Annotated in this window: 18 protein-coding genes; 6 read left to right on the forward strand and 12 right to left on the reverse strand. The window is 72.5% G+C overall.

Annotation, left to right across the window (positions count from 1 at the left end; translation table 11 throughout):
* Positions 1-153 precede the first annotated feature (153 nt).
* The 4 genes from HF519_RS24125 (at position 154) to HF519_RS24140 (ending at position 4,198) form a co-directional block, all read left to right on the forward strand.
* Positions 154-1,152 (forward strand): acetamidase/formamidase family protein, encoded by a 999-nt coding sequence (locus tag HF519_RS24125; RefSeq protein WP_169415283.1) that lies wholly within the window; start codon positions 154-156, stop codon positions 1,150-1,152.
* Positions 1,153-1,165: 13 nt separating this feature from the next.
* Complete coding sequence (locus HF519_RS24130; RefSeq protein WP_169415284.1) at positions 1,166-1,927, forward strand: SDR family NAD(P)-dependent oxidoreductase; 762 nt, start codon at positions 1,166-1,168, stop codon at positions 1,925-1,927.
* 2 nt (positions 1,928-1,929) lie between these two features.
* Complete coding sequence (locus HF519_RS24135) at positions 1,930-3,060, forward strand: epoxide hydrolase family protein (RefSeq protein ID WP_169415285.1); 1,131 nt, start codon at positions 1,930-1,932, stop codon at positions 3,058-3,060.
* A 298-nt stretch (positions 3,061-3,358) separates the two neighbouring features.
* On the forward strand, positions 3,359-4,198 hold the full coding sequence (locus HF519_RS24140; RefSeq protein ID WP_169415286.1) for a hypothetical protein: 840 nt from the start codon (positions 3,359-3,361) through the stop codon (positions 4,196-4,198).
* A gap of 117 nt (positions 4,199-4,315) precedes the next feature.
* Here HF519_RS24140 and HF519_RS24145 read toward each other — a convergent pair whose 3' ends face one another.
* A complete protein-coding gene (locus tag HF519_RS24145) occupies positions 4,316-5,536 on the reverse strand; it encodes an FIST signal transduction protein (RefSeq protein ID WP_169415287.1) in 1,221 nt (406 codons plus the stop codon).
* Here HF519_RS24145 and HF519_RS24150 point away from each other — a divergent pair.
* Positions 5,535-5,717 (forward strand): hypothetical protein, encoded by a 183-nt coding sequence (locus HF519_RS24150; RefSeq protein WP_169415288.1) that lies wholly within the window; start codon positions 5,535-5,537, stop codon positions 5,715-5,717. The genes HF519_RS24145 and HF519_RS24150 overlap by 2 nt on opposite strands.
* A 2-nt stretch (positions 5,718-5,719) precedes the next feature.
* Here HF519_RS24150 and HF519_RS24155 read toward each other — a convergent pair whose 3' ends face one another.
* Genes HF519_RS24155 through HF519_RS24205 form a run of 11 tightly spaced genes read right to left on the reverse strand, consistent with a single transcriptional unit; the run spans position 5,720 to position 17,168 of the window.
* A complete protein-coding gene (locus tag HF519_RS24155) occupies positions 5,720-8,125 on the reverse strand; it encodes a xanthine dehydrogenase family protein molybdopterin-binding subunit (RefSeq protein ID WP_169415289.1) in 2,406 nt (801 codons plus the stop codon).
* Positions 8,122-8,616 (reverse strand): (2Fe-2S)-binding protein, encoded by a 495-nt coding sequence (locus HF519_RS24160; RefSeq protein WP_169415290.1) that lies wholly within the window; start codon positions 8,614-8,616, stop codon positions 8,122-8,124. The genes HF519_RS24155 and HF519_RS24160 overlap by 4 nt, the downstream gene beginning before the upstream one ends.
* On the reverse strand, positions 8,613-9,662 hold the full coding sequence (locus tag HF519_RS24165; protein WP_169415291.1) for a 2,5-dihydroxypyridine 5,6-dioxygenase NicX family protein: 1,050 nt from the start codon (positions 9,660-9,662) through the stop codon (positions 8,613-8,615). The genes HF519_RS24160 and HF519_RS24165 overlap by 4 nt, the downstream gene beginning before the upstream one ends.
* A gap of 42 nt (positions 9,663-9,704) precedes the next feature.
* Positions 9,705-10,532: an alpha/beta fold hydrolase gene (locus tag HF519_RS24170; RefSeq protein ID WP_169415292.1), complete on the reverse strand. Its 828-nt coding sequence runs from the start codon at positions 10,530-10,532 to the stop codon at positions 9,705-9,707.
* A complete protein-coding gene (locus HF519_RS24175) occupies positions 10,532-11,314 on the reverse strand; it encodes a maleate cis-trans isomerase family protein (RefSeq protein WP_169415293.1) in 783 nt (260 codons plus the stop codon). Before HF519_RS24175 ends, HF519_RS24170 begins: the two co-directional genes overlap by 1 nt.
* Positions 11,284-11,949 carry a hypothetical protein gene (locus tag HF519_RS24180; RefSeq protein ID WP_169415294.1) on the reverse strand — a complete coding sequence of 222 codons (666 nt, stop codon included), beginning with the start codon at positions 11,947-11,949 and terminating at the stop codon, positions 11,284-11,286. The genes HF519_RS24175 and HF519_RS24180 overlap by 31 nt, the downstream gene beginning before the upstream one ends.
* Positions 11,946-12,581, reverse strand: a complete 636-nt coding sequence (locus HF519_RS24185; protein WP_169415295.1) for an SRPBCC family protein — start codon at positions 12,579-12,581, stop codon at positions 11,946-11,948. The genes HF519_RS24180 and HF519_RS24185 overlap by 4 nt, the downstream gene beginning before the upstream one ends.
* Positions 12,578-13,540, reverse strand: coding sequence for an FAD binding domain-containing protein (locus HF519_RS24190; protein ID WP_169415296.1), 963 nt, complete (start codon positions 13,538-13,540; stop codon positions 12,578-12,580). Before HF519_RS24190 ends, HF519_RS24185 begins: the two co-directional genes overlap by 4 nt.
* Before the next feature lie 30 nt (positions 13,541-13,570).
* Positions 13,571-14,647, reverse strand: a complete 1,077-nt coding sequence (locus HF519_RS24195) for a PEP/pyruvate-binding domain-containing protein (protein ID WP_211170505.1) — start codon at positions 14,645-14,647, stop codon at positions 13,571-13,573.
* Positions 14,644-16,497, reverse strand: a complete 1,854-nt coding sequence (locus HF519_RS24200; protein ID WP_169415297.1) for a PEP-utilizing enzyme — start codon at positions 16,495-16,497, stop codon at positions 14,644-14,646. Before HF519_RS24200 ends, HF519_RS24195 begins: the two co-directional genes overlap by 4 nt.
* On the reverse strand, positions 16,494-17,168 hold the full coding sequence (locus HF519_RS24205; protein WP_312860314.1) for an isochorismatase family protein: 675 nt from the start codon (positions 17,166-17,168) through the stop codon (positions 16,494-16,496). Before HF519_RS24205 ends, HF519_RS24200 begins: the two co-directional genes overlap by 4 nt.
* Before the next feature lie 214 nt (positions 17,169-17,382).
* Between HF519_RS24205 and HF519_RS24210 the strand changes: the two genes are divergently transcribed.
* Positions 17,383-18,049 (forward strand): GntR family transcriptional regulator (locus HF519_RS24210; protein ID WP_169415298.1); only part of this gene is annotated, 667 nt, incomplete at its 3' end.

The following is an 18,049-nucleotide window of genomic DNA, read 5'->3' on the forward strand; positions in this document are numbered from 1 at the left end:
CACCCCCGCCTGACCCCGCCCCCTGGCTGCAGCGGGGTGGCTCTACTGCGACCGGGTCGGAGCAAGGCCACCTTGCTGCCGCGCGCGGCAGCGCGACGACGTTCGGGGGTGAGATCTTGCGGTGGCGTCCCTGATCGGACGACGATCGCGGGCGTGGACGTCATCGAGTACCGGCCGGAGCGCGCGCAGTACGTCTGGACGTTCGGTGGGGTCGCCCCCAGCCACCGGATCACCCCCGGCACCCTGCTGAAGCTCTGGACCGAGGACGCGTTCTCCGGCCGGCTGACCAGCACATCGGACCGACCGAGCCAGGTGCTCGACATGACCGAGGTCAACCCGCAGACCGGGCCGTTCCACGTCGAGGGCGCGGAGCCGGGGGACACCCTCGCCCTGCACATCGTCGACCTCACCCCGGCGCGCGACTGGGCGGCGTCGACCACGATCCCGTTCTTCGGCGCGCTGTCGGGCACCGACCGCACCGCGCTGCTGCACGAGCCGCTGCCCGAGCAGACCTGGATCTACCAGCTCGACCGCGAGCGCGGCACCGTGCTGTTCGAGGCCCAGCGCAGCGACCTGCGCCTGGAGCTACCGATCAATCCGATGCTCGGCACTGTCGGCGTGGCACCTGCCGGGCGGGAGGTCCGCTCGAGCCTGGTCCCCGACAAGTTCGGTGGCAACATGGACACCCCCGAGATGCGCGCCGGCGTCACCTGCTTTCTCGGGGTGAACGTCGAGGGCGCGATGTTCTCCATCGGAGACGGGCACTACCGCCAGGGCGAGGGCGAGAGCTGCGGCACCGCCGTGGAGGGCGCCATGGACGCCACGATCCTGGTCGAGGTGATCAAGGGCGGGGCCCCGGAGTGGCCGCGCATCGAGAGCGACTCGCACTACGTCGTCGTCGGCTCGTCGCGTCCGCTGGAGGACGCCTGGCGGGCCAGCCAGATCGGCATGATCGGCTGGCTGGGCGAGCTGTACGGCCTGGACCGGCTCGACGCCTACCAGCTGCTCACCCAGATCAGCGAGTCACCGCTGGCGAACGTCGTCGACACGAACTACAGCGCGATCACCAAGGTCGCCAAGGATCTGCTCCCCGCCGGGGACGCGTACGGCGGCATGCACCGCTACCTGCGCGACCAGGCCCGGGCCCTGTAGAGAGGACACCGAGATGGATCTACAGCTCAGCGGCAAGAAGGCCTTGGTCACCGGCGGCACGAAGGGCATCGGCCGGGCGATCGTGGAGGGACTCGCCGCGGAAGGCGTCGCGGTCGCGTTCTGCGCCCGCACGGAGGCCGACGTCAAGGAGACCGAGCAGGCGGTACGCGCCGGCGGCGCCGACGTGACCGGCACCGCCGTCGACGTCGGCGACGGTGCGGCGGTCACCGCGTGGGTCGGCGCCGCGGCCGAGCAGCTCGGCGGGATCGACATCGTGGTGGCCAACGTCAGTGCGCTCGCGATCGGCGGCGAGGCGGAGCACTGGCGGTCCAGCTTCGAGGTGGACATGATGCACACCGTCAGGATGGTCGACGCGGCCATGCCGCACCTGGAGCGCAGCGACGCCGCCTCGATCATCGCGGTCTCCAGCGTGTCCGGTCGCGAGATCGACTTCGCCGCGGGACCGTACGGGGTGATGAAGGCCGCGATCGTGCACTACATCCAGGGCCTGGCCCACCAGCTCGCCGGCAAGGGCATCCGGGCCAACACCGTCTCCCCGGGCAACACCTACTTCGACGGCGGGGTGTGGCAGAACATCGAGCAGAACATGCCCGACCTGTTCGCGCAGGCCATGGCGCTGAACCCGACCGGCCGGATGGGCACCCCGGAGGAGACGGCCTACGCCGTGGTGATGCTCGCCAGCCCGCGGGCCGGCCGGATCACCGGGACCAACCTCGTGGTGGACGGGGCGCTGACGCGAGGGGTGCAGCTCTAGGAATGCTCGGGTTCCGCGTCGAGGTCCCGCAGTCCGATCTGGACGACCTGCGCGAGCGGCTGGCGCGCGCCCGCTGGCCGGATGCATCCACCGTCCAGGGATGGGCGCAGGGCGTCCCGCTCGACTACGCCCGGGAGCTCTGCCGGTACTGGGAGCAGGAGTACGACTGGCGGCGATGCGAGGCCGAGCTCAACTCCTTCCCCCAGTTCATCACCGGGCTCGACGGGGGCGGCGACGACATCGTCGACGTGCACGTGCTGCACGCGCGATCCCCGCACACGAACGCGCTGCCGCTGCTGCTCACCCACGGCTGGCCGGGCTCGATGGTCGAGTTCATCGACGTCATCGGCCCGCTGACCGACCCGCCGGACCCGGCCGACGCGTTCCACGTCGTGTGCCCGTCGCTGCCCGGCTACGGCTTCAGCGGCAAGCCGGTGAACCCGGGGTGGGGGGTGGAACGGATCGCGACGGCGTGGGCGCAGCTGATGGACCGGCTCGGTTACTCCCGGTACGGCGCGCAGGGCGGCGACTGGGGATCGATGATCACGGCGGCGCTGGGGACCGGAGCTCCCGAGAACGTCGCCGGCATTCACCTGACGATGCCGCTCGCGCTCCGTCCCGAACGGGACGACCGGCCCCTCAGCGAGGCGGAGCGGGCCGCGGCGGCCGATCGGAAGGCCTTCCTGCGGGCCGGCACCGGGTACTCCGCGGAGCAGTCGACGCGCCCGCAGACCGTGGGCTACGGCCTGGTGGACTCGCCGGTCGGACAGTGCAGCTGGATCGTCGAGAAGTTCTGGGACTGGACCGACTGTGCGGGCCACCCGGAGAACGTGATCTCCCGTGACCGGCTGCTGGACAACGTGATGCACTACTGGCTGCCCGGCACCGGCGCCTCCTCGGCCCGGCTGTACTGGGAGAGCTACGCGTCGCGCCGCTTCGACACCGTCGACGTACCGACCGGCGTGACCCTGTTCCCCAAGGAGCTGGTCCGGTTGCCGCGGCACTGGCTGGAGCAGCGCTTCACCGACCTGCGTCACTTCTCGACGCCCGAGACCGGCGGGCACTTCGCGTCGCTGGAGCAGCCGGACGTGTTCGTCGACGAGCTGCGGACCTTCTTCCGCACGGTCCGATGAGGCCGTACCCAGCCGGCCACCAGCTCTGACGCTCCGTATGTAAGCACACGCTCGGCGGTAACACGGTGAGATCGACATTGCACAGCGTGTCCATATAGGTTACTCCTCGGTGATCAGAGTCATATTTGGACAGGTTGCGTAACCCCTTCGAGTGGGGCTCGTTGGAGTGATCAGTCGCAGCGATTGCGGCGCACCCCGAACCACGTTTTCGCCACCGCCCCGGGGAACGGCAGTTCATCGAGTCCTTTGTGGATGATCGAGTCCGCCGGGGCCGGCGTCGCAGGAGGAGACCCACCCCATGCAGATGAGCACGACCGCCCGCCGAGTCGTCGCAGCCTCCGCTCTGGCCCTGCCGATCGCGCTCGCGTCGCCCGGGCTCGCCGGTGCGACCACCGGTCCCGACCACGACGACGACTGGGGCCACGGCCACTGCCACGGGGCGGACCAGGACGCGTTCCAGGGCGGCAGCCTGGTCGACGTGCTCGCCCAGGTGAACCCGGCCACCAACGTCGGCGGCATCCTCAGCTTCGCCCCGGTCGAGCAGGACGCGCTGGCCGGCAGCAGCGCCAACTCCGGCATCCAGCAGCTCGGCGGCAACTGCGGCGGCGGCCAGGAGGCCTTCCAGGCCGGCGACCTGGTCGCGGGCCTGATCCAGGTCAACCCGGCCACCAACGTCGGCGGCATCGCGAACTTCGCGCCCGTCGAGCAGAACGCCGAGGCCGACAGCGACGCCAACTCCGGCATCCAGCAGGACGGCGGGTACTACGGCGGCAAGGGTGGCCACAAGGGTGGCGGGCACCACGGCGGCGGCGACCAGGACGCGTTCCAGGGCGGCAGCCTCGTCGACGTGAACGGCCAGGTCAACCCGGCCACCAACGTCGGCGGCATCGCGAACTTCGCGCCCGTCGAGCAGAACGCCGAGGCCGACAGCGACGCCAACTCCGGCATCCAGCAGGACAGCGGCAGGCACCACCTTCGCGGCGGCGACCAGGACGCGTTCCAGGGCGGCAGCCTGATCGGGCTGGACCTGCAGGTCAACCCGGCCACGAACGTCGGCGGCATCCTGAACTTCGCGCCGGTCGAGCAGGACGCCGAGGCGGACAGCTCGTCGAACTCGGGTATCCAGCAGGGCCGCTGAGTCCACGAACCGGCGGGGGCCGGTCCGAGGACTCGGTGATCGCAGGGCCGGTCCGCCACTCGGCGGACCGGCCCTGCGGTGTTCTGCTCCGCCCGCCGGACCGGGACGGACGGCGGCTCAGCGGAAGGTGAGCACCGACGCGGTGAACCCGTGCAGGTGGTTGCGGCCACCGACCGGGCCGATCTCGCCGGCGGCGAAGAACCCTGCGACGCCGTCGGTCCCCAGCCCCGAACGCACGGCGTCCACGTCGTGATCGGCGCTCGGGAACATGTGCCGGCCGCGGCCGTTGCACGAGAACAGCAGCGCCCCGCTCGCGGGTGCGTCGGCCACCGCCCCGGCCAGGAGCTCGGCGAGGTCCTCCCCAGCCGCGTCGGCGTCGCGCACCTGGAACCGGACGCTCTGCCCGACCTCGACCACGTCGCCGACGGCGATCGCGCCGCTCTCGACGTCGACGCCCAGCACCCCGCGGATGAGGAAGTCGCCGCGGCCGTGGTCCTCGGCGTACTCGTTCATCGCAACGCCCAGGTGCAGGCCTCGGGCCGCGAGCTGCTGCTCTGGCGGGGGCAGCGCGGTGATGATCTCCCCGAGCTTCGCGTAGGCCGGAGCACCGGCCAGCTCGACCAGCAGGTTGCGCTCGGCCTTCGTGACGATCATGGTCGGACCGATCGGGCGGCACCCCTGGCTGACGACCACGCGCGCCGCGACCTCACCACCGAGCATCACCCCGACGCCGCCGCCGGGGAGCACCTCGCCGTCGAGGAACAGCGAGTTACCGGTGGGCGCGCTCGCCAGACCACCGACCAGCGGGAACCCGGGCAGCACGGCGTTGCACCGCTGCAGGAACCCGCCGATCGGGAACGTCTGCGGGTCGACGAGCACGACCGCGACCCGATCGTCCTCGCGCCGCTGGGGGAAACCCGTGACGTCGATGCCGTCACCGCTGCGCTCGGTCGCCAGCCGGAACGGCCGGATGTCGACGCCCGGCAGCGTGGCCGCCCAGGCCGCCACGGCGGGCGTGCCCTCGACGCCGCGCCCGTCACCGATCACGCCGCCCGCGCTGGCGCCGATCGTGTGCCGGGCCCCGCCCAGCTCCATCGCCCGCAGACCGGCCGCCGCGACCGCGTCTTCACCTCCCGGCCCGGGCCGGCCGGCGACGAACACGCACATCAGGTCCGGGGTGGCTCCGCCGAGCGGAGCCAGCGCCTGGGCCACGGCCACCTCGGCCGCGCCCTGCAGGTCGGGGCCCACGGCGAGACCGTCGCCGAACCTCCTCCCGGCGGACGGCGCCACGGGTTCGTCGATGCCGGACCCGGCTCCGGGTCCATACTCATCGGACATGTCGATCACCTCCGACGCAGCACCGGCGGCCGATCTCGCCGACCGGGGCCACCGCCTGCTGCGCGGTCCATCCTCGCAGTCCGCCCGGGCGGCGGCCACCGCCGCGCGGCCGCCCCCGACCGGGGGCGCTCCGGCCGGGGGCATCGACGTCCGGGGAGCGGACGGTCTGCGGCGGTCGTGACGTCAGCCGCGGGCGGTCCGGGCGTTCCGGATGGCCTGCCAGACCGACTCGGGGGTCAGCGGCAACCGGGTCAGCTCCACACCGAGGTCGGCGAGCGCGTCGCAGATCGCGTTCGCGACCGCGGCCCCCGGTGGGATCGTCCCGACCTCCCCCACGCCGCGCACGCCGAACGTGGTGACCGGCGAGGGCACCTCGGTGTGCAGGAGCTCGATCGGCGGCACGTCGGCGGCGGTCGGGGCGAAGTAGTCCATCATCGAACCGTTGACCAGCTGCCCGGAGTCCGGGTCGTAGCGCAGCTCCTCGCCGAGTGCCGCCCCGAAGCCCTGCACCAGCCCGCCCCGCACCTGACCCTCGACGATCTTCGGGTTCACCGCGGTACCGGCGTCGTGCACCATGACGAACCGCTCGATGTCGTAGTCCCCGGTGTCCGGGTCCACGGCGACGACGGCCGCCGCGGTCCCGAAGGAGTACGCGGCGTCCGGCGGCTCGAAGTGCGCGGTCACCTCGAGCCCGGGCTCCTCCTCCGGCGGCAGGCCCTGGCCGAGGATCGCGATGGAGAAGACCTCCGACAGCCTCAGCCGTCGCCGCGGGTCGGTGCGGTGTACCACCTCGCCGTCCACGACGTCGAGGTCCGCCGGGTCGACCGGGCCTGCCGACCCGCCGTCGGAGAGCCGGAACGCCGCGATCCGCAGGGTCTTCTCCCGGAACGCCAGGCTCGCGTCCCGCAGCGCCCCGGCCGCCGCGATCATCGTGCGGGACGCGAACGCGCCGGTGTTGAGCGGCGAGCCGAGGGTGTCCCCGGCGTGCACCCGGACCGCGGGGTAGCCGATCCCGAGCACACCACAGACCACCTGGGCGAACGCCGTCTCGCTGCTCTGCCCGATCGAGGACACGCCGGTGTACAGGTCGACCCCGCCGGAGCGGTTGGCCCGCAGCGTCACCGACTCGTGCGCACCGAACTGGGATCCGCGGCGGGCGAGGAACCGGGCGCTCGCGTACCCGGTGCGCTCCACGAACGACGACAGCCCGACACCGACGAGCCGGCCGTCCGGCCGCGGGCCCCGGCCGGCCCGCCGCAGCCCGGCGTAGTCGACCGCCTCGGCCGCCATGTGCAGGCAGCGGACGTAGTCGCCGCTGTCGTACACCGCCCCGCTGACCGCCTTCCAGGGCAGCTCGTCGGAGCGGAGCATGTTGCGCTCGCGCAGCTCCAGCGGGTCCATGCCGAGCCTGCGCGCGAGCCGGTCGACCAGCCGCTCGATCGGGAAGTTGACCTCGGGCTGGCCGTATCCGCGGTAGGCGCCGATCGGCGTCTTGTTGGTCACCGTGACCCGGCGCTCCACGTACCCGTCGGTGACCCGGTAGGGCCCGGTGAACACGACGCTGGACAGCTGCGCGGAGCCGAACCCGGAGTTCCACGCACCGAGATCGGTGGCGTAGGTGTTCGTCATCGCCGTGATGCGGCCGTCCGCGGTCGCACCGATCGTGAAGTCGTGCACCGCCTCCCGGGCGTGCGTGGTCGCCCGGAAGTGCTCCATCCGGTCCTCGACCCACTTCACCGGCCTGCGCAGCGTCATCGCGTGCAGCGCGGCGAGCACGTCCTCGGGGTAGATCCCGAGCTTGAGACCGAACCCGCCGCCGACGTCGGACGCGCTGACCCGGATCGACGACTCGTCGATGCGCAGCACCTCGGCGAGCTGCTTGCGCATCAGGTGCGGGACCTGCGTCGAGGAGTGCACGGTGAGCTCGCGGGCACCGGGGCGCCACTGCGCCACGACGGCCCGAGGCTCCATCGGCAGCCCGGTGACCCGGTTGACGTGGAAGCGGTCCGTCACCACGACGTCGGCCTCGGCCAGCCGGACCACCGGGTCGCCCGCCCCCTCCGGGTTGGCCACCAGCAGGTTCGACGCCAGCTCGCCCGGGTGGATCACCGGCGCATCCGGCTCGAGGGCCGCGAGCGTGTCGGTGACGTGCGGCAGCGGCTCGTAGGAGATCTCGATGAGCTCGATCGCGTCCTCGGCGATGTGCCGGCTGGTCGCCACGACGCTGACCACCGGCTGGCCCTCGTGCGCCGCCACCTCCTGGGCCAGCGCGTAGTAGGGCAGCTTCGGCGCCCCCGGGACGGGGCGCAGCACGGTGAGCGGCTCGGTGCGGGCCAGCACGTCGGCGCCGACGAGGATCTGGCGCACCCCGTCCACCTGCTCGGCCGCGCTCGTGTCGATCGAGACGATCCGCGCGTGCGGGTACGGGCAACGCGCGACCGCCATCTCCAGCAGGTGCGCGGGCTGGACGTCGTCGGTGAAGCGGCCGTCCCCGCGCAGCAGCCGCTCGTCCTCCTTGCGCGGGACGCTGATGCCGATCGGCAGCGCCGTCGCCTCGGTCCGGGCGGGCGCGGGTTGGAGGGCGGTCATGCGGCACCGCCGTTCAGGTGGCCCTCGATCGCGCGGACGATACCCTCGTACCCGGTGCACCGGCACAGCACTCCGGCGATCTCCTCCCGGATCTCCTCGCGCGCCACTGGCACCCCGCGCTCGGCGAGCGCCGTCGCCGTCATCAGGAAGCCCGGCGTGCAGAAGCCGCACTGCAGACCGTGTTCCTCGGTGAACGCGCGCTGCAGCGGGTTCAGGTCGTCGCCGGTGGCCAGCGACTCGACGGTGCGCACGTCGCGGCCGTGCAGCTGCGCGGCGAGCATCAGGCACGACTTCACCGCCTGCCCGTCCACGAGCACCGTGCACATCCCGCAGACGCCCTGCTCGCAGCCCACGTGGGTGCCGGTCAGGCCGAGGCGGTGGCGCAGGAAGTCGGCGGCGTGCAGCCGGGCGGGCACCCGGGCGTCGACCTCCTCGCCGTTGACCGTGGTGGTGAGGTCGACCTCCGGCTCGGTCGCCCCGAATCCCGTCATCGCTGCCCCTTGGCGAACCGGCCGGTGGCCGGACGCATCTCGTCGATCACGACGTCCCCGTCGAGGACGATCGGCTCGTCGTCGAGGAACAGGCTGTTGTTCCGCATCGGGATGTCGAAGTGACACGGCGTGTCGTTCGGGCCGCCGAGCTCGTTGTTCGGCCCGATGGAGAACATGACGTTGCCGTAGAACGAGCGCAGCTCCATGCCCATGCCGCCGGGGAACTGGGTGAGGCCGTGCCACTGGGCCCGCTCGTCGAGGCCCCACCCGACGTGCGACATGCCGTACCCGCGCGGGTCGTCGAAGGACTCGATGTAGGACTTCACCAGCTCGGCGTCGAGGCCGCCGCGGATGTCGGTGATGAAGCCCTGCTCGATGGTCAGCGTGATCGGCGACTGCGCGTAGGTGTTGAACGGCAGCAGCACGTCGCCGGGCGCGATGACGATCCGGCCGTCCACGCCGTCGTCGTGGGCACCGGTGAACACGAACGCGGCGGGCCAGTGGTCCCAGCGGCCCGGCTCGTCGGTGTAGCCGTACTCGCTCATGGTCGGGTACTTGCCCAGCCGGTAGGTGACGTCGGTGCCGTGCGGGCTGGTGATCCGCATCGAGCCCGCCTTGGCCAGCAGCTCGGCGCCGACCTCGACGCGTTCACGCAGCTCTCGCGTGGGGAACAGCCGGGCGAGCAGCGGCGCGGGCTCGACGGCGGTGAGCACCCGGGTGCCGGCCCGCTGCACGGCGAACTGCTCCTCGCTGAACAGCAGGAACACCAGGTCGACGAGCATGTCGGCCTGCTTGAGCGCCTCGACCGCCTCCGGGTTGTTCGCCAGCTCGCTCTCCCCGACCGCCCACGCGCCCGACGACGGCGCGGGCACCGGCAGCCGCATGTGATACGCCTTCGCCCCGAGGCTGCGGGCCCCGGCCAGGAAGGCGTCGGCGTAGTCGAGCCGCTCGTGGCCCTGGGACAGCACGACGACGCTCTCCCCCTCGTGCACCGCGCTGAGCTCCAGCTGGCGGCGGCACATCTCGTTGAGCACGCTCTGGTCCATGGTGGCTCCTCTCAGGGCTGATGTCCGCTCCGCGAGTTCCGCTCAGCGGGTCCGGTCGGGGTGGTGCAGGTAAGGCCGCGCGGCGTCGAGGAAGCCCTCGAGGTTGTCCCACGGGACCATGTGGCCGGCGTCCGGGACGGTCACGATGTCGATCGCGGGGTTGGACCGGCGCAGGTCCGCGACGGCGTCGTCCGGCACCACGGGGCTCACCCCGCCCCGGATGAGCACGGCGGGCGCGGTGAGCTTGCGCCAGTAGACGAAGAAGTCCTCGGTCTCGAACCCGGCGTGGGTCTCGACGACGGCGGTCTCGTCGCAGCTCGCGAGGACCTCGGCACGCAGCGCCAGCTCGCGTTCGGGCCAGTGCGGGTAGAACCGGCGGACCTCGTCGGCGGTGGTGCCGCGCTGGGCCTCGTGCAGCTGGGTGAGGAACTGCTCGCGGGTGGTCGGGTACGGCCCCCGGCCCGGTCCGGAGGTCGGTGGGTCGACCAGCAGCAGCGGGCCGCGATCGGCGCCGGCATGGGTGACGGCGTAGGCCGCCGCGATCCGGGCGCCCATCGAGTGCCCGAGCAGGGCCGGGCGGCGCAGTCCGAGCGCGTCGACCACGGCGGCGACGTCGTCGGCATAATCGGTGAGCCGGTAGCACCCGGGCAGCGCCCGGTCGCTGCGGCCGCGGCCCCGCACGTCCGGCACGTGCACCCGGTAGCCCCAGTCCGCGAGCAGCACGGCGAGGAAGTCGGCCGTCGCCGCGGGACTGGTGATGCCGGGGATCACCAGCAGGTCGGGCGCTTCCGTGTCCCCGTACTGCAGCACGTGGTGGCGCAGCCCGTTGCCCTCGACCGTGACGCTCGCCCCGGAGATCTCGACGGCCATCAGCGCGCCTCCGCGGCGGCGGCCGGGGTGCGCGAGCCGAGCGCCGCGCCGGCACCGGGGACCACGGCCGGCAGCCCGAGCGCGAGCAGGATCTCCCGGGTCGTCGCCGTCGCCGCGGTGACCACCGGCAGCCCGGTGCTGTCCTCGACCTGCTGCACCGCGGGGAGCGAGGGCATCTGCACACACGCGGACAGCACGATGCCGTCGACGTCGCCGATGTCGAGCCCGGCCACGTGACGCGGCAGGTCGGCCGGGTCGAGCCGGCCCACCGCGCAGTTGTCCGACACCGACAGGCTGACGCTGTCGGCGACGGTGACCCCGGCGTGCTCCATGTATCCGACGACCAGCTTCGTCAGATCCGGCATGTACGGCGCGACGACCGCGACCCGGCGCATCCCGAGCGCGGCGAAGGTGCGCACGAGCGCGCCCGCGCTGCTGACCATCGGCGCATTCGCCGAGGCACCGCCGGCCAGCGCGCCGCGCAGCCGCTCCTCGATCCCGACGTGCGCGCCCGTGCCCTGCGCCATCACCGCGACCAGGCAGGCGTAGGCGAGCACGTCGACCTCGGCGTCACCCACCTCTGCGGCGCACCGCGCGCTGTCCTCGACCATCCGGGCCAGCGACTCGGCGTCGACGTTGTGCAGCCGCGCGCGGCTGGAGTGGAACGTGAACCCGGTGCCGTGCTCGGCCTCGTGGCGTCGCAGCAGTTCCGGGATCTCCGTCTCCATCGTGGTGTTGGAGCTCGGGACGATCAGGCCGATTCGACGGCTCGGTCGGCGCATGTCGGCGCACTTCCCTTCGGTGTTGACGTCTTCAGGGTTGATTCCGTCAGGCCGCCGAGTGCGTGGTCGAGCAGCCGGGCCGCGGGCTCGCGAGCCGCGGGCACCCGGATCCGGTCGGCGGAGTAGCGGAACTTGGCCTCGGCCCGCTCGGCCGAGGCGGAACCGGAGACGATCCAGACCGACGGGTCCGCGAGCGTCTCCAGGAACGACAGCGAGTCGGCGGCCTGCAGGTCGTCACCGCCGCGCAGCCCGCCGACCTCGTGCAGCGCGACCAGCCGGCAGACCTCGTAGCGCTGTGCGGCGCTCACATCGGAACGGTCCCGCAGCCACCCGTCGACGAACTCCGCCGACCGGGTGCCGTGGGCGAACAGGTACCAGGGGTCGTCCCAGGCCTGGGTGTCGAGATCCAGACGCGGGCCGCCGGGAAACATCCGCTCGATGTCGTGCACCAGCGCGGCGAGGCGCAGCTCCCACGGCGCGTCGGGCCGCAGGTGCACCACCCAGTCCCGGGTGCGCAGCAGGTGCCACGCCTGGTCGTAGGGCGCGATCCAGTCCTCGGCGGCGCGCTCGACCTCGGCGGCCGGCGCGATCTCCGGTGCCGCCCAGGGCGCCACCGCGGTCCGGGGCAGGGTCACCGGCGCCGCCCCCGGACCAGCGCCGCCAGGCTCAGCAGCGCCGACACCGCACTGAGCGCGGCGGCGATCCGCGGCCACGGATCGGTGCGCACCTCGCCGAGCTCGGCCCGGTGCACCGGGGCCGCCACCGCTGCGGAGCGGGCGGCGGCGCGCGGGGCCCCGGCGGGCAGCGGCGCCGCGGCGGTCCCACCCTGCAGCGCCGCGGAGAGGTTGCGGGCGAAGGCGGCGGTCACCTTGCTCGCCTGTTTGGCGACGACCTTCTGCCCGACGCTGCCGATCGCGCCGGCGAGGGCGATGTCGGCGTCGACGACGATCCGGGTGCCCTGCGCCCCCGGGTGCAGCTGCGCCTCGATGTCGGCCCGGACGTTGCCGACCGCGCCGCGGACGCTCCTCCCCGTCGTGGTGAACCGGATGGCCTGCTGGGGCACCCGGTCGGTGATCCGCACCTTCGCGTCGAAGGTGGCCGTCATCGGGCCGAGGCTCTGGGTGGCCCGGACCGTGACGTTGTCCGGGTCGGCGACGGCGACGTCCTCGACGCCGGGCAGGCACTGCGCCACCTGGTCGGTCCGGGAGAAGAAGTCCCAGACGGTGCTCACCGGCTCGGGGACCTCGAACTCCTCACGCAGCCTCATGTCGTCGTCCCCCCACTGTTCCCCGCGCTGTTCCCCGCGCTGTCATCCGCGCTGTCATCCGCGCTGTCATCCGCGCTGTCATCCGCGCTGTTCCCGCTCGTCTCCCCGCTCGCGCGCAGCTCGGTGAGAACCCGTCGCACGTAGATCGGGACCAGGTGGCGGCGGTACTCGGCGGAGGCCCGCACGTCCGACGGCGGGTCGATCACGTCCAGCGCCAGCCGTCCCGCCTCCGCGATCGCGTCGTCGGTCAGGTCGGTTCCGTCCAGCACCGCGGCCGCGGCGATGGCCGCCACCGCGGTGTCGGCCACCCCGCCCAGTCCGATCCGCACGCCGGACCACCGCCCGTCCGGGCCGCGGTCACCGGCGGCGGCGACGGACAGGACCGCGAAGTCGTTGTGCCGCCGGCAGCGCTCGGCGAAGGCGACGTGCGCCGGGGCGGCCGGGAACACGATCTCGGTGAGCAGCTCGTCCGGGTCGAGCACGGTCGCGTAGGAGCCGGCGTACAGCTCGGCCACCGGGATCTCCCGCGGTCCACGCGGACCGACCGCCCGGACCACGGCGCCCAGCAGCAGGCACGCCAGCGGCATCTCGCCGGTCGGGTCGGCCTGCACGAGGCTGCCGCCGATCGTGCCGCGGTTGCGCACCTGGCGGTCGCCGATGTGGCGGACCACCCGGGCGAGCAGCGGCAGCCGCTCGGCGATCAGCGGATCGTGCTCGATCGTGGTGTACCGGACCAGCGCGCCCAGCACGGTGCGCTCGCCCTCGACCCGGACACGGGTGAGCTCGTCGATGCCGTTGATGTCGATCAGCGCGCCGGGCCGCCAGAGCCGCATGTTGAGCATCGGCAGCAGGCTCTGGCCGCCGGCCAGGATCCGCGCGCTGCCCTGGTAGTCGTCCAGCAGGGTCACCGCCTCGGCGGTGCTGCCGGCACGGTGGTAGACGAAGCTCGCCGCCTTCATGATGTCACCGCCCTCACGACGTCACCGCCCTCACGACTTGGCGGCGGCGATCGAGGTGCCGGCGAAGCGGGCGAGCACGTGGTCGAGCGCCGACTTGGGGGCCGCGATCGGCGCGTCGGCCTGCCGCCGGCTCCACACCGTCTCCGGCCGGACCTGTAGCACGTGCACATCCCCGTTCTCGGCCACCGCCCACTCGATGTCCTGCGGAGCGCCGCGGTGCCGCTCGATCTTCTTCGCCAGCTCGGCGAGCTGGGTGATGTGCTCGTCCTCCAGCGGGGACAGCTCACGGCGCTCCGCGGGCACCGGGACGAGCCCGACCGCCGCGGTGGTCTCGTCGAAACGGTGCTGGCGGTCCTGCGGGGTGATCTCCCGCCTGAGGATCTCGAAGGTCACCTTGTCCACGACGTAGCGACTGGGCGTGAGGTCACCGGACACCACGCCCTCACCCAGGCCCCAGACCCCCTCGATCACGATCTTCGACCGGTCGCCGGTCACCGGGTCGAGGGTGAACATGACCCCGGCCGTGCGGGCGTCGACCATCTGCTGGACCCCGACGCACATGCCCAGGTCCGACGGCGGCGGCGCGCCCGGATCCGGGCGGTAGGTCAGCACCGCGGTGCCGAACATGCCGGCCCAGCAGCGGCGGACGTGGCGCAGCACCTCGCCCACGCCACGGACCCACAGGTACGTGTCGTACTGGCCGGCGAAGCTCGCGCCCGCGAGGTCCTCGGCCTCCCCGCTGGAGCGCACGGCGACCGGCACCGCCTCCACACCCGAGCGACGCTCCAGCTCCGCGTAGGACCCCCGGATCGCCGCCTCCAGCCCGGCCGGGAGCGGCGCGGCCTCGAGCTTGGCGGTGAACGCCGCGCTCAGCGCGGACACCTCGGGCAGCTCGGCCTCCGCGGCGCGGGCCTGCAGCGCGCGGGCCTCCTCGGCGAGCCCGGCGCCGTCGAGGAAGTCGCGGTAGGCGGCGGTCGTGATCCCGAAGCCCGGGGGCACCGCGAACCCGGCGGCGGTCATCTCGCCGAGGCTGCCGAACTTTCCGCCCAGCACCCGGTTACCGGCGGCGGCGGGATCGTCGAGCCAGAGCACGTGCGGAGTGGTCACGCGGCCTCCTCGGGCAGGATGCGGACGACACCGGAGCTGCCGTCGACCTCGATGAGCTGACCGGTCCGGATGGTCACGGTCGCGTAGCCGGTGCCGACGACGGCCGGCAGCCCGTACTCGCGGGACACGATCGCGGTGTGCGCCATGATCCCGCCGACGTCGGACACCGCGGCCCCGATGCGGGCGAACACCGGTGCCCAGCTCGGGGCGGTGATCCGGCAGACCAGGATGTCGCCCTGCTCGATCTCGTGCAGCTGCTCCGGGTCGGTGATCACCCGGGCCCTGCCGGTCGCCTTGCCCGGGGAGGCGGCGACCCCGCGCAGCTCGTTCGACGCCGCGTCCCCGGCGCCCAGCCACTCCTGCACGGTCTCCTGGGTGATGCCCCAGAGCATCACGGTCAGCGGCTCGGTGATGACGTCCGGCGGCGTCCCCAGCGCGGGCGGCGGGGACCACCGCTTCAGTGCGTCGCGGACGCGGCGGCGGCGCTCGACCTCCGGCGGCCAGTAGGTCACGCCGCGGGCCTCGGTGCCGGTCGCCCAGCCGATGTTGAGGTCGTAGAGCGCGCTGTAGATCTCGTTGCGGTGCAGATAGAAGATGTCGTCGCGGTCGGCGAGGAAGCCCGCGGCCACGAACACGTCGCCCAGCTCGCGCACCTTGGACCAGAACAGCGAGTGGTGCCAGTGCTCGACGTAGAAGTTGTGGTTCTCCACGAACGGGAACACCTTGCGGGCGAGTTCCACCAGACCGTCGAACGCGTCGCGGTCGGCGTCGGTGGGCAGCAGCGACCGGTACTCCTCGGTCACCCGGCCACGCTCGGCGACGATCGCCTCCAGCGGGCGGCGGATGTCCTCACCGCGCTGCAACGCCTCGACGTACCCGCGCAGCGCGGTGAACGGCAGCCGCAGGTCGTCGATCCACGCCCGGTCGGTGTGGGTGTAGCCGGCACCGGTGGAGAACCAGAACCACGGGTCCTTGGCCGCCTCGAAGGCGTCGAGCCAGCGGGCCCCGCCCTCGCGCTCCCCGATCAGGCGCAGCACTGCGTCCGGGTCCTCGGAACCCAGGACGGCGTCGGTGAGGCCGAGGTCGACCGCGAGCTGGGCGAGCTTGCGGACCTCGTCGTCGGGGCGGAACAGCAGGATGTCGATCCCCGAGACCATGCTCGCCACCGTCTGGTCGGTGATGCCGGGGAACGCCTGCTGGCAGAACTCGCGGAAGGTCAGGTAGGCGCCGTACCCGAGGTTGAGCATCTCGAAGTGGTACGAGCCCATCTCGAACAGGTTGTGGATCAGCTCGCCGTAGGTGGTGAGCAGGTCGTAGGACGAGTAGACGCCGCGGTGACCGAAGACGCTGCTCTCCGGCTCGATATCGGGCAACGGGGCGAAACGGATCGCCTTCAGCCGGGAGATGCAGTCGGTGGCCTTGTCGACCCACTGCTCGTAGATCTCGTCCCAGTTCTCGTAGTAGTGCCCGGCGCGCTTGCCGAACTCGACCGCGCGCCGCGCGATCTCCTCGGGATCGGTGACCGCGTTCGGGCTGATGTAGAGGTAGCCGTTGATGATCCGGTGGTCGATGCCCAGCGCCGTCGGGATCGGCCAGACCCGGGTCGACATCTGGCTGACCGCGACCCACCAGTTCTCGGTCATGATCGTGTCGAACGGGAACAGCGGCTCGGGGTTGTGCATCCCGTCGAAGAACCAGAACTTGCCCTCGTCCTGCGCCCGGCGCTCATCGCTGAGCAGCGCGTAGTACGGGTACAGGCTCTGCCACCCGTCGGCGCCGGCCGGGGTCTGGACGTCGAAGGGGCTCGCGAAGCCCGCCGGGGCGGGGATCATCGAGTCGGTTGCGGTCATGCCGGCACCTCCGCGGGGTCGGTGGTCGGATCGGCGGTCGCGTTCGGGAGCGACCGAAGGTGGTCCAGGACGTCGTCGAGCGCGACGACGTCGGCGTACTTCTCTCCGATGTCGAACAGGTTGGCCTCGTGCGGCCCTTGCGCCCGGTCTGCGACGCAGTCGCGGGGGACGAGGACGGGGTAGCCGAACTGCACGGCGTCGACGACGCTGGCGCGGACGCAGCCGCTGGTGGTGGCGCCGGTGACGATCAGTGTGTCGACCCGCAGTCCGGCGAGGATCCCGGGCAGCGGGGTGCCGAAGAACGCCGAGGCACCGGTCTTGACCAGCACGGTGTCGTCGTCGGCCGGGCGGACCCGGTCGTCGATCTCCACCAGCCGGGTTCCGGGCCGTAGCGCCGCCAGCCCGGGGGCCTTCTGCAGCCAGGGCAGGGCGGCCCGCTGGCCGCCGTCGAACGCGATCGTCGTGTAGAGCACCGGCGCTCCCGCCGCCCGCGCCGCGTCCAGCAGTCGCCGGGTCGCGAGCACGGCCGCGGTCATGTCGGCTCCGGTCGGGTACTGCGGATCGGTGAAGCCGTAGCTGAAGTCGACGACCAGTACCGCCGGGCGGACCCCCCGACGAACGGGCCGGCCGAACCCGGCGCGGTCGTAGATCTCGTCGGTCTCGGTGTCCACCCGGAACATCCTCTCGGCGGCATCAGCAGTGATGGCATACTTGTATACCATCGTGAACCTGGCTGTCCATGGTCCGAGACATTTCGGGACACGGGCGGCAGCGCTACCGCCGGGTGGCGCTCAGGCCGGGAGCTTGATCAACAACGCTTGTATCATTCCTCGGAGACGCAGGTCACGCCTGGTGTCGAGGTCGATCTTGGAGACTGCGGACGCAATGAACCTACGAGCGGACGACGGCCTGCCGATGTCGCAGCGCAGCAGCGAGGGCGTCGCCCGGCTGCTGCGCAAGGCGATCCTCGACGGCCGCCTCCAGCCGGGCCAGCCGCTGCGGGAACGGGCGCTCGCCGAGGAGCTCGGGATCAGCCGGACCCCGATCCGGGAGGCGCTGTTCATCCTGCAGGGCGAGGGGCTCGTGGGGCTGACGCCCAACCGCGGCGCCACCGTCCGGACGATCACCGCCACCGACATCGCCGAGATCTACGCCCTGCGGGCCGTGCTGGAGTCCCACGCGGCGGCCACGGCGGCGGAGCGGATCGGCGAGGCCGACCTGAACCTCCTCGAGGAGGCCCACCACCGCCTGGAGCGCATCGGCGCCCACGGCAGCGCACCCGAGCAGGCCGACGCCGACCTGCAGCTGCACGCCACGATCGCGAAGGCCGCCGGCAACCAGCTGCTCCGCACCATGATCGGGCAGGTGCACGCGTTCACCGTCACCTACCGCTCGCAGTACCCCTACTCCCCCGAGCAGGTGCGCCGGGCGAACGTCCAGCACCGGGCGATCATCGACGCCCTGCGCGACCACGACGCCGCGCGCGCCGAGGAGCTCATGCGCGAGCACGTCTCCTGGTCCCGCGAGCTCGCCCTGACCCACTTCACCGAGG

The organism is Pseudonocardia bannensis, assembly GCF_012911875.1.
GTDB classification, from domain to species: Bacteria; Actinomycetota; Actinomycetes; order Mycobacteriales; family Pseudonocardiaceae; genus Pseudonocardia; species Pseudonocardia bannensis.

Coding starts and splice junctions, on each gene's coding strand:
- HF519_RS24175 (WP_169415293.1), bottom strand. CDS start 11,314: ATGCGCCGACCGAGCCGTCGAATCGGCCTGATCGTCCCGAGCTCCAAC.
- HF519_RS24135 (WP_169415285.1), top strand. CDS start 1,930: ATGCTCGGGTTCCGCGTCGAGGTCCCGCAGTCCGATCTGGACGACCTG.
- HF519_RS24160 (WP_169415290.1), bottom strand. CDS start 8,616: ATGACGGGATTCGGGGCGACCGAGCCGGAGGTCGACCTCACCACCACG.
- HF519_RS24155 (WP_169415289.1), bottom strand. CDS start 8,125: ATGACCGCCCTCCAACCCGCGCCCGCCCGGACCGAGGCGACGGCGCTG.
- HF519_RS24190 (WP_169415296.1), bottom strand. CDS start 13,540: ATGAAGGCGGCGAGCTTCGTCTACCACCGTGCCGGCAGCACCGCCGAG.
- HF519_RS24165 (WP_169415291.1), bottom strand. CDS start 9,662: ATGGACCAGAGCGTGCTCAACGAGATGTGCCGCCGCCAGCTGGAGCTC.
- HF519_RS24145 (WP_169415287.1), bottom strand. CDS start 5,536: ATGTCCGATGAGTATGGACCCGGAGCCGGGTCCGGCATCGACGAACCC.
- HF519_RS24200 (WP_169415297.1), bottom strand. CDS start 16,497: ATGACCGCAACCGACTCGATGATCCCCGCCCCGGCGGGCTTCGCGAGC.
- HF519_RS24130 (WP_169415284.1), top strand. CDS start 1,166: ATGGATCTACAGCTCAGCGGCAAGAAGGCCTTGGTCACCGGCGGCACG.
- HF519_RS24170 (WP_169415292.1), bottom strand. CDS start 10,532: ATGGCCGTCGAGATCTCCGGGGCGAGCGTCACGGTCGAGGGCAACGGG.
- HF519_RS24150 (WP_169415288.1), top strand. CDS start 5,535: ATGTCGATCACCTCCGACGCAGCACCGGCGGCCGATCTCGCCGACCGG.
- HF519_RS24140 (WP_169415286.1), top strand. CDS start 3,359: ATGCAGATGAGCACGACCGCCCGCCGAGTCGTCGCAGCCTCCGCTCTG.
- HF519_RS24185 (WP_169415295.1), bottom strand. CDS start 12,581: ATGAGGCTGCGTGAGGAGTTCGAGGTCCCCGAGCCGGTGAGCACCGTC.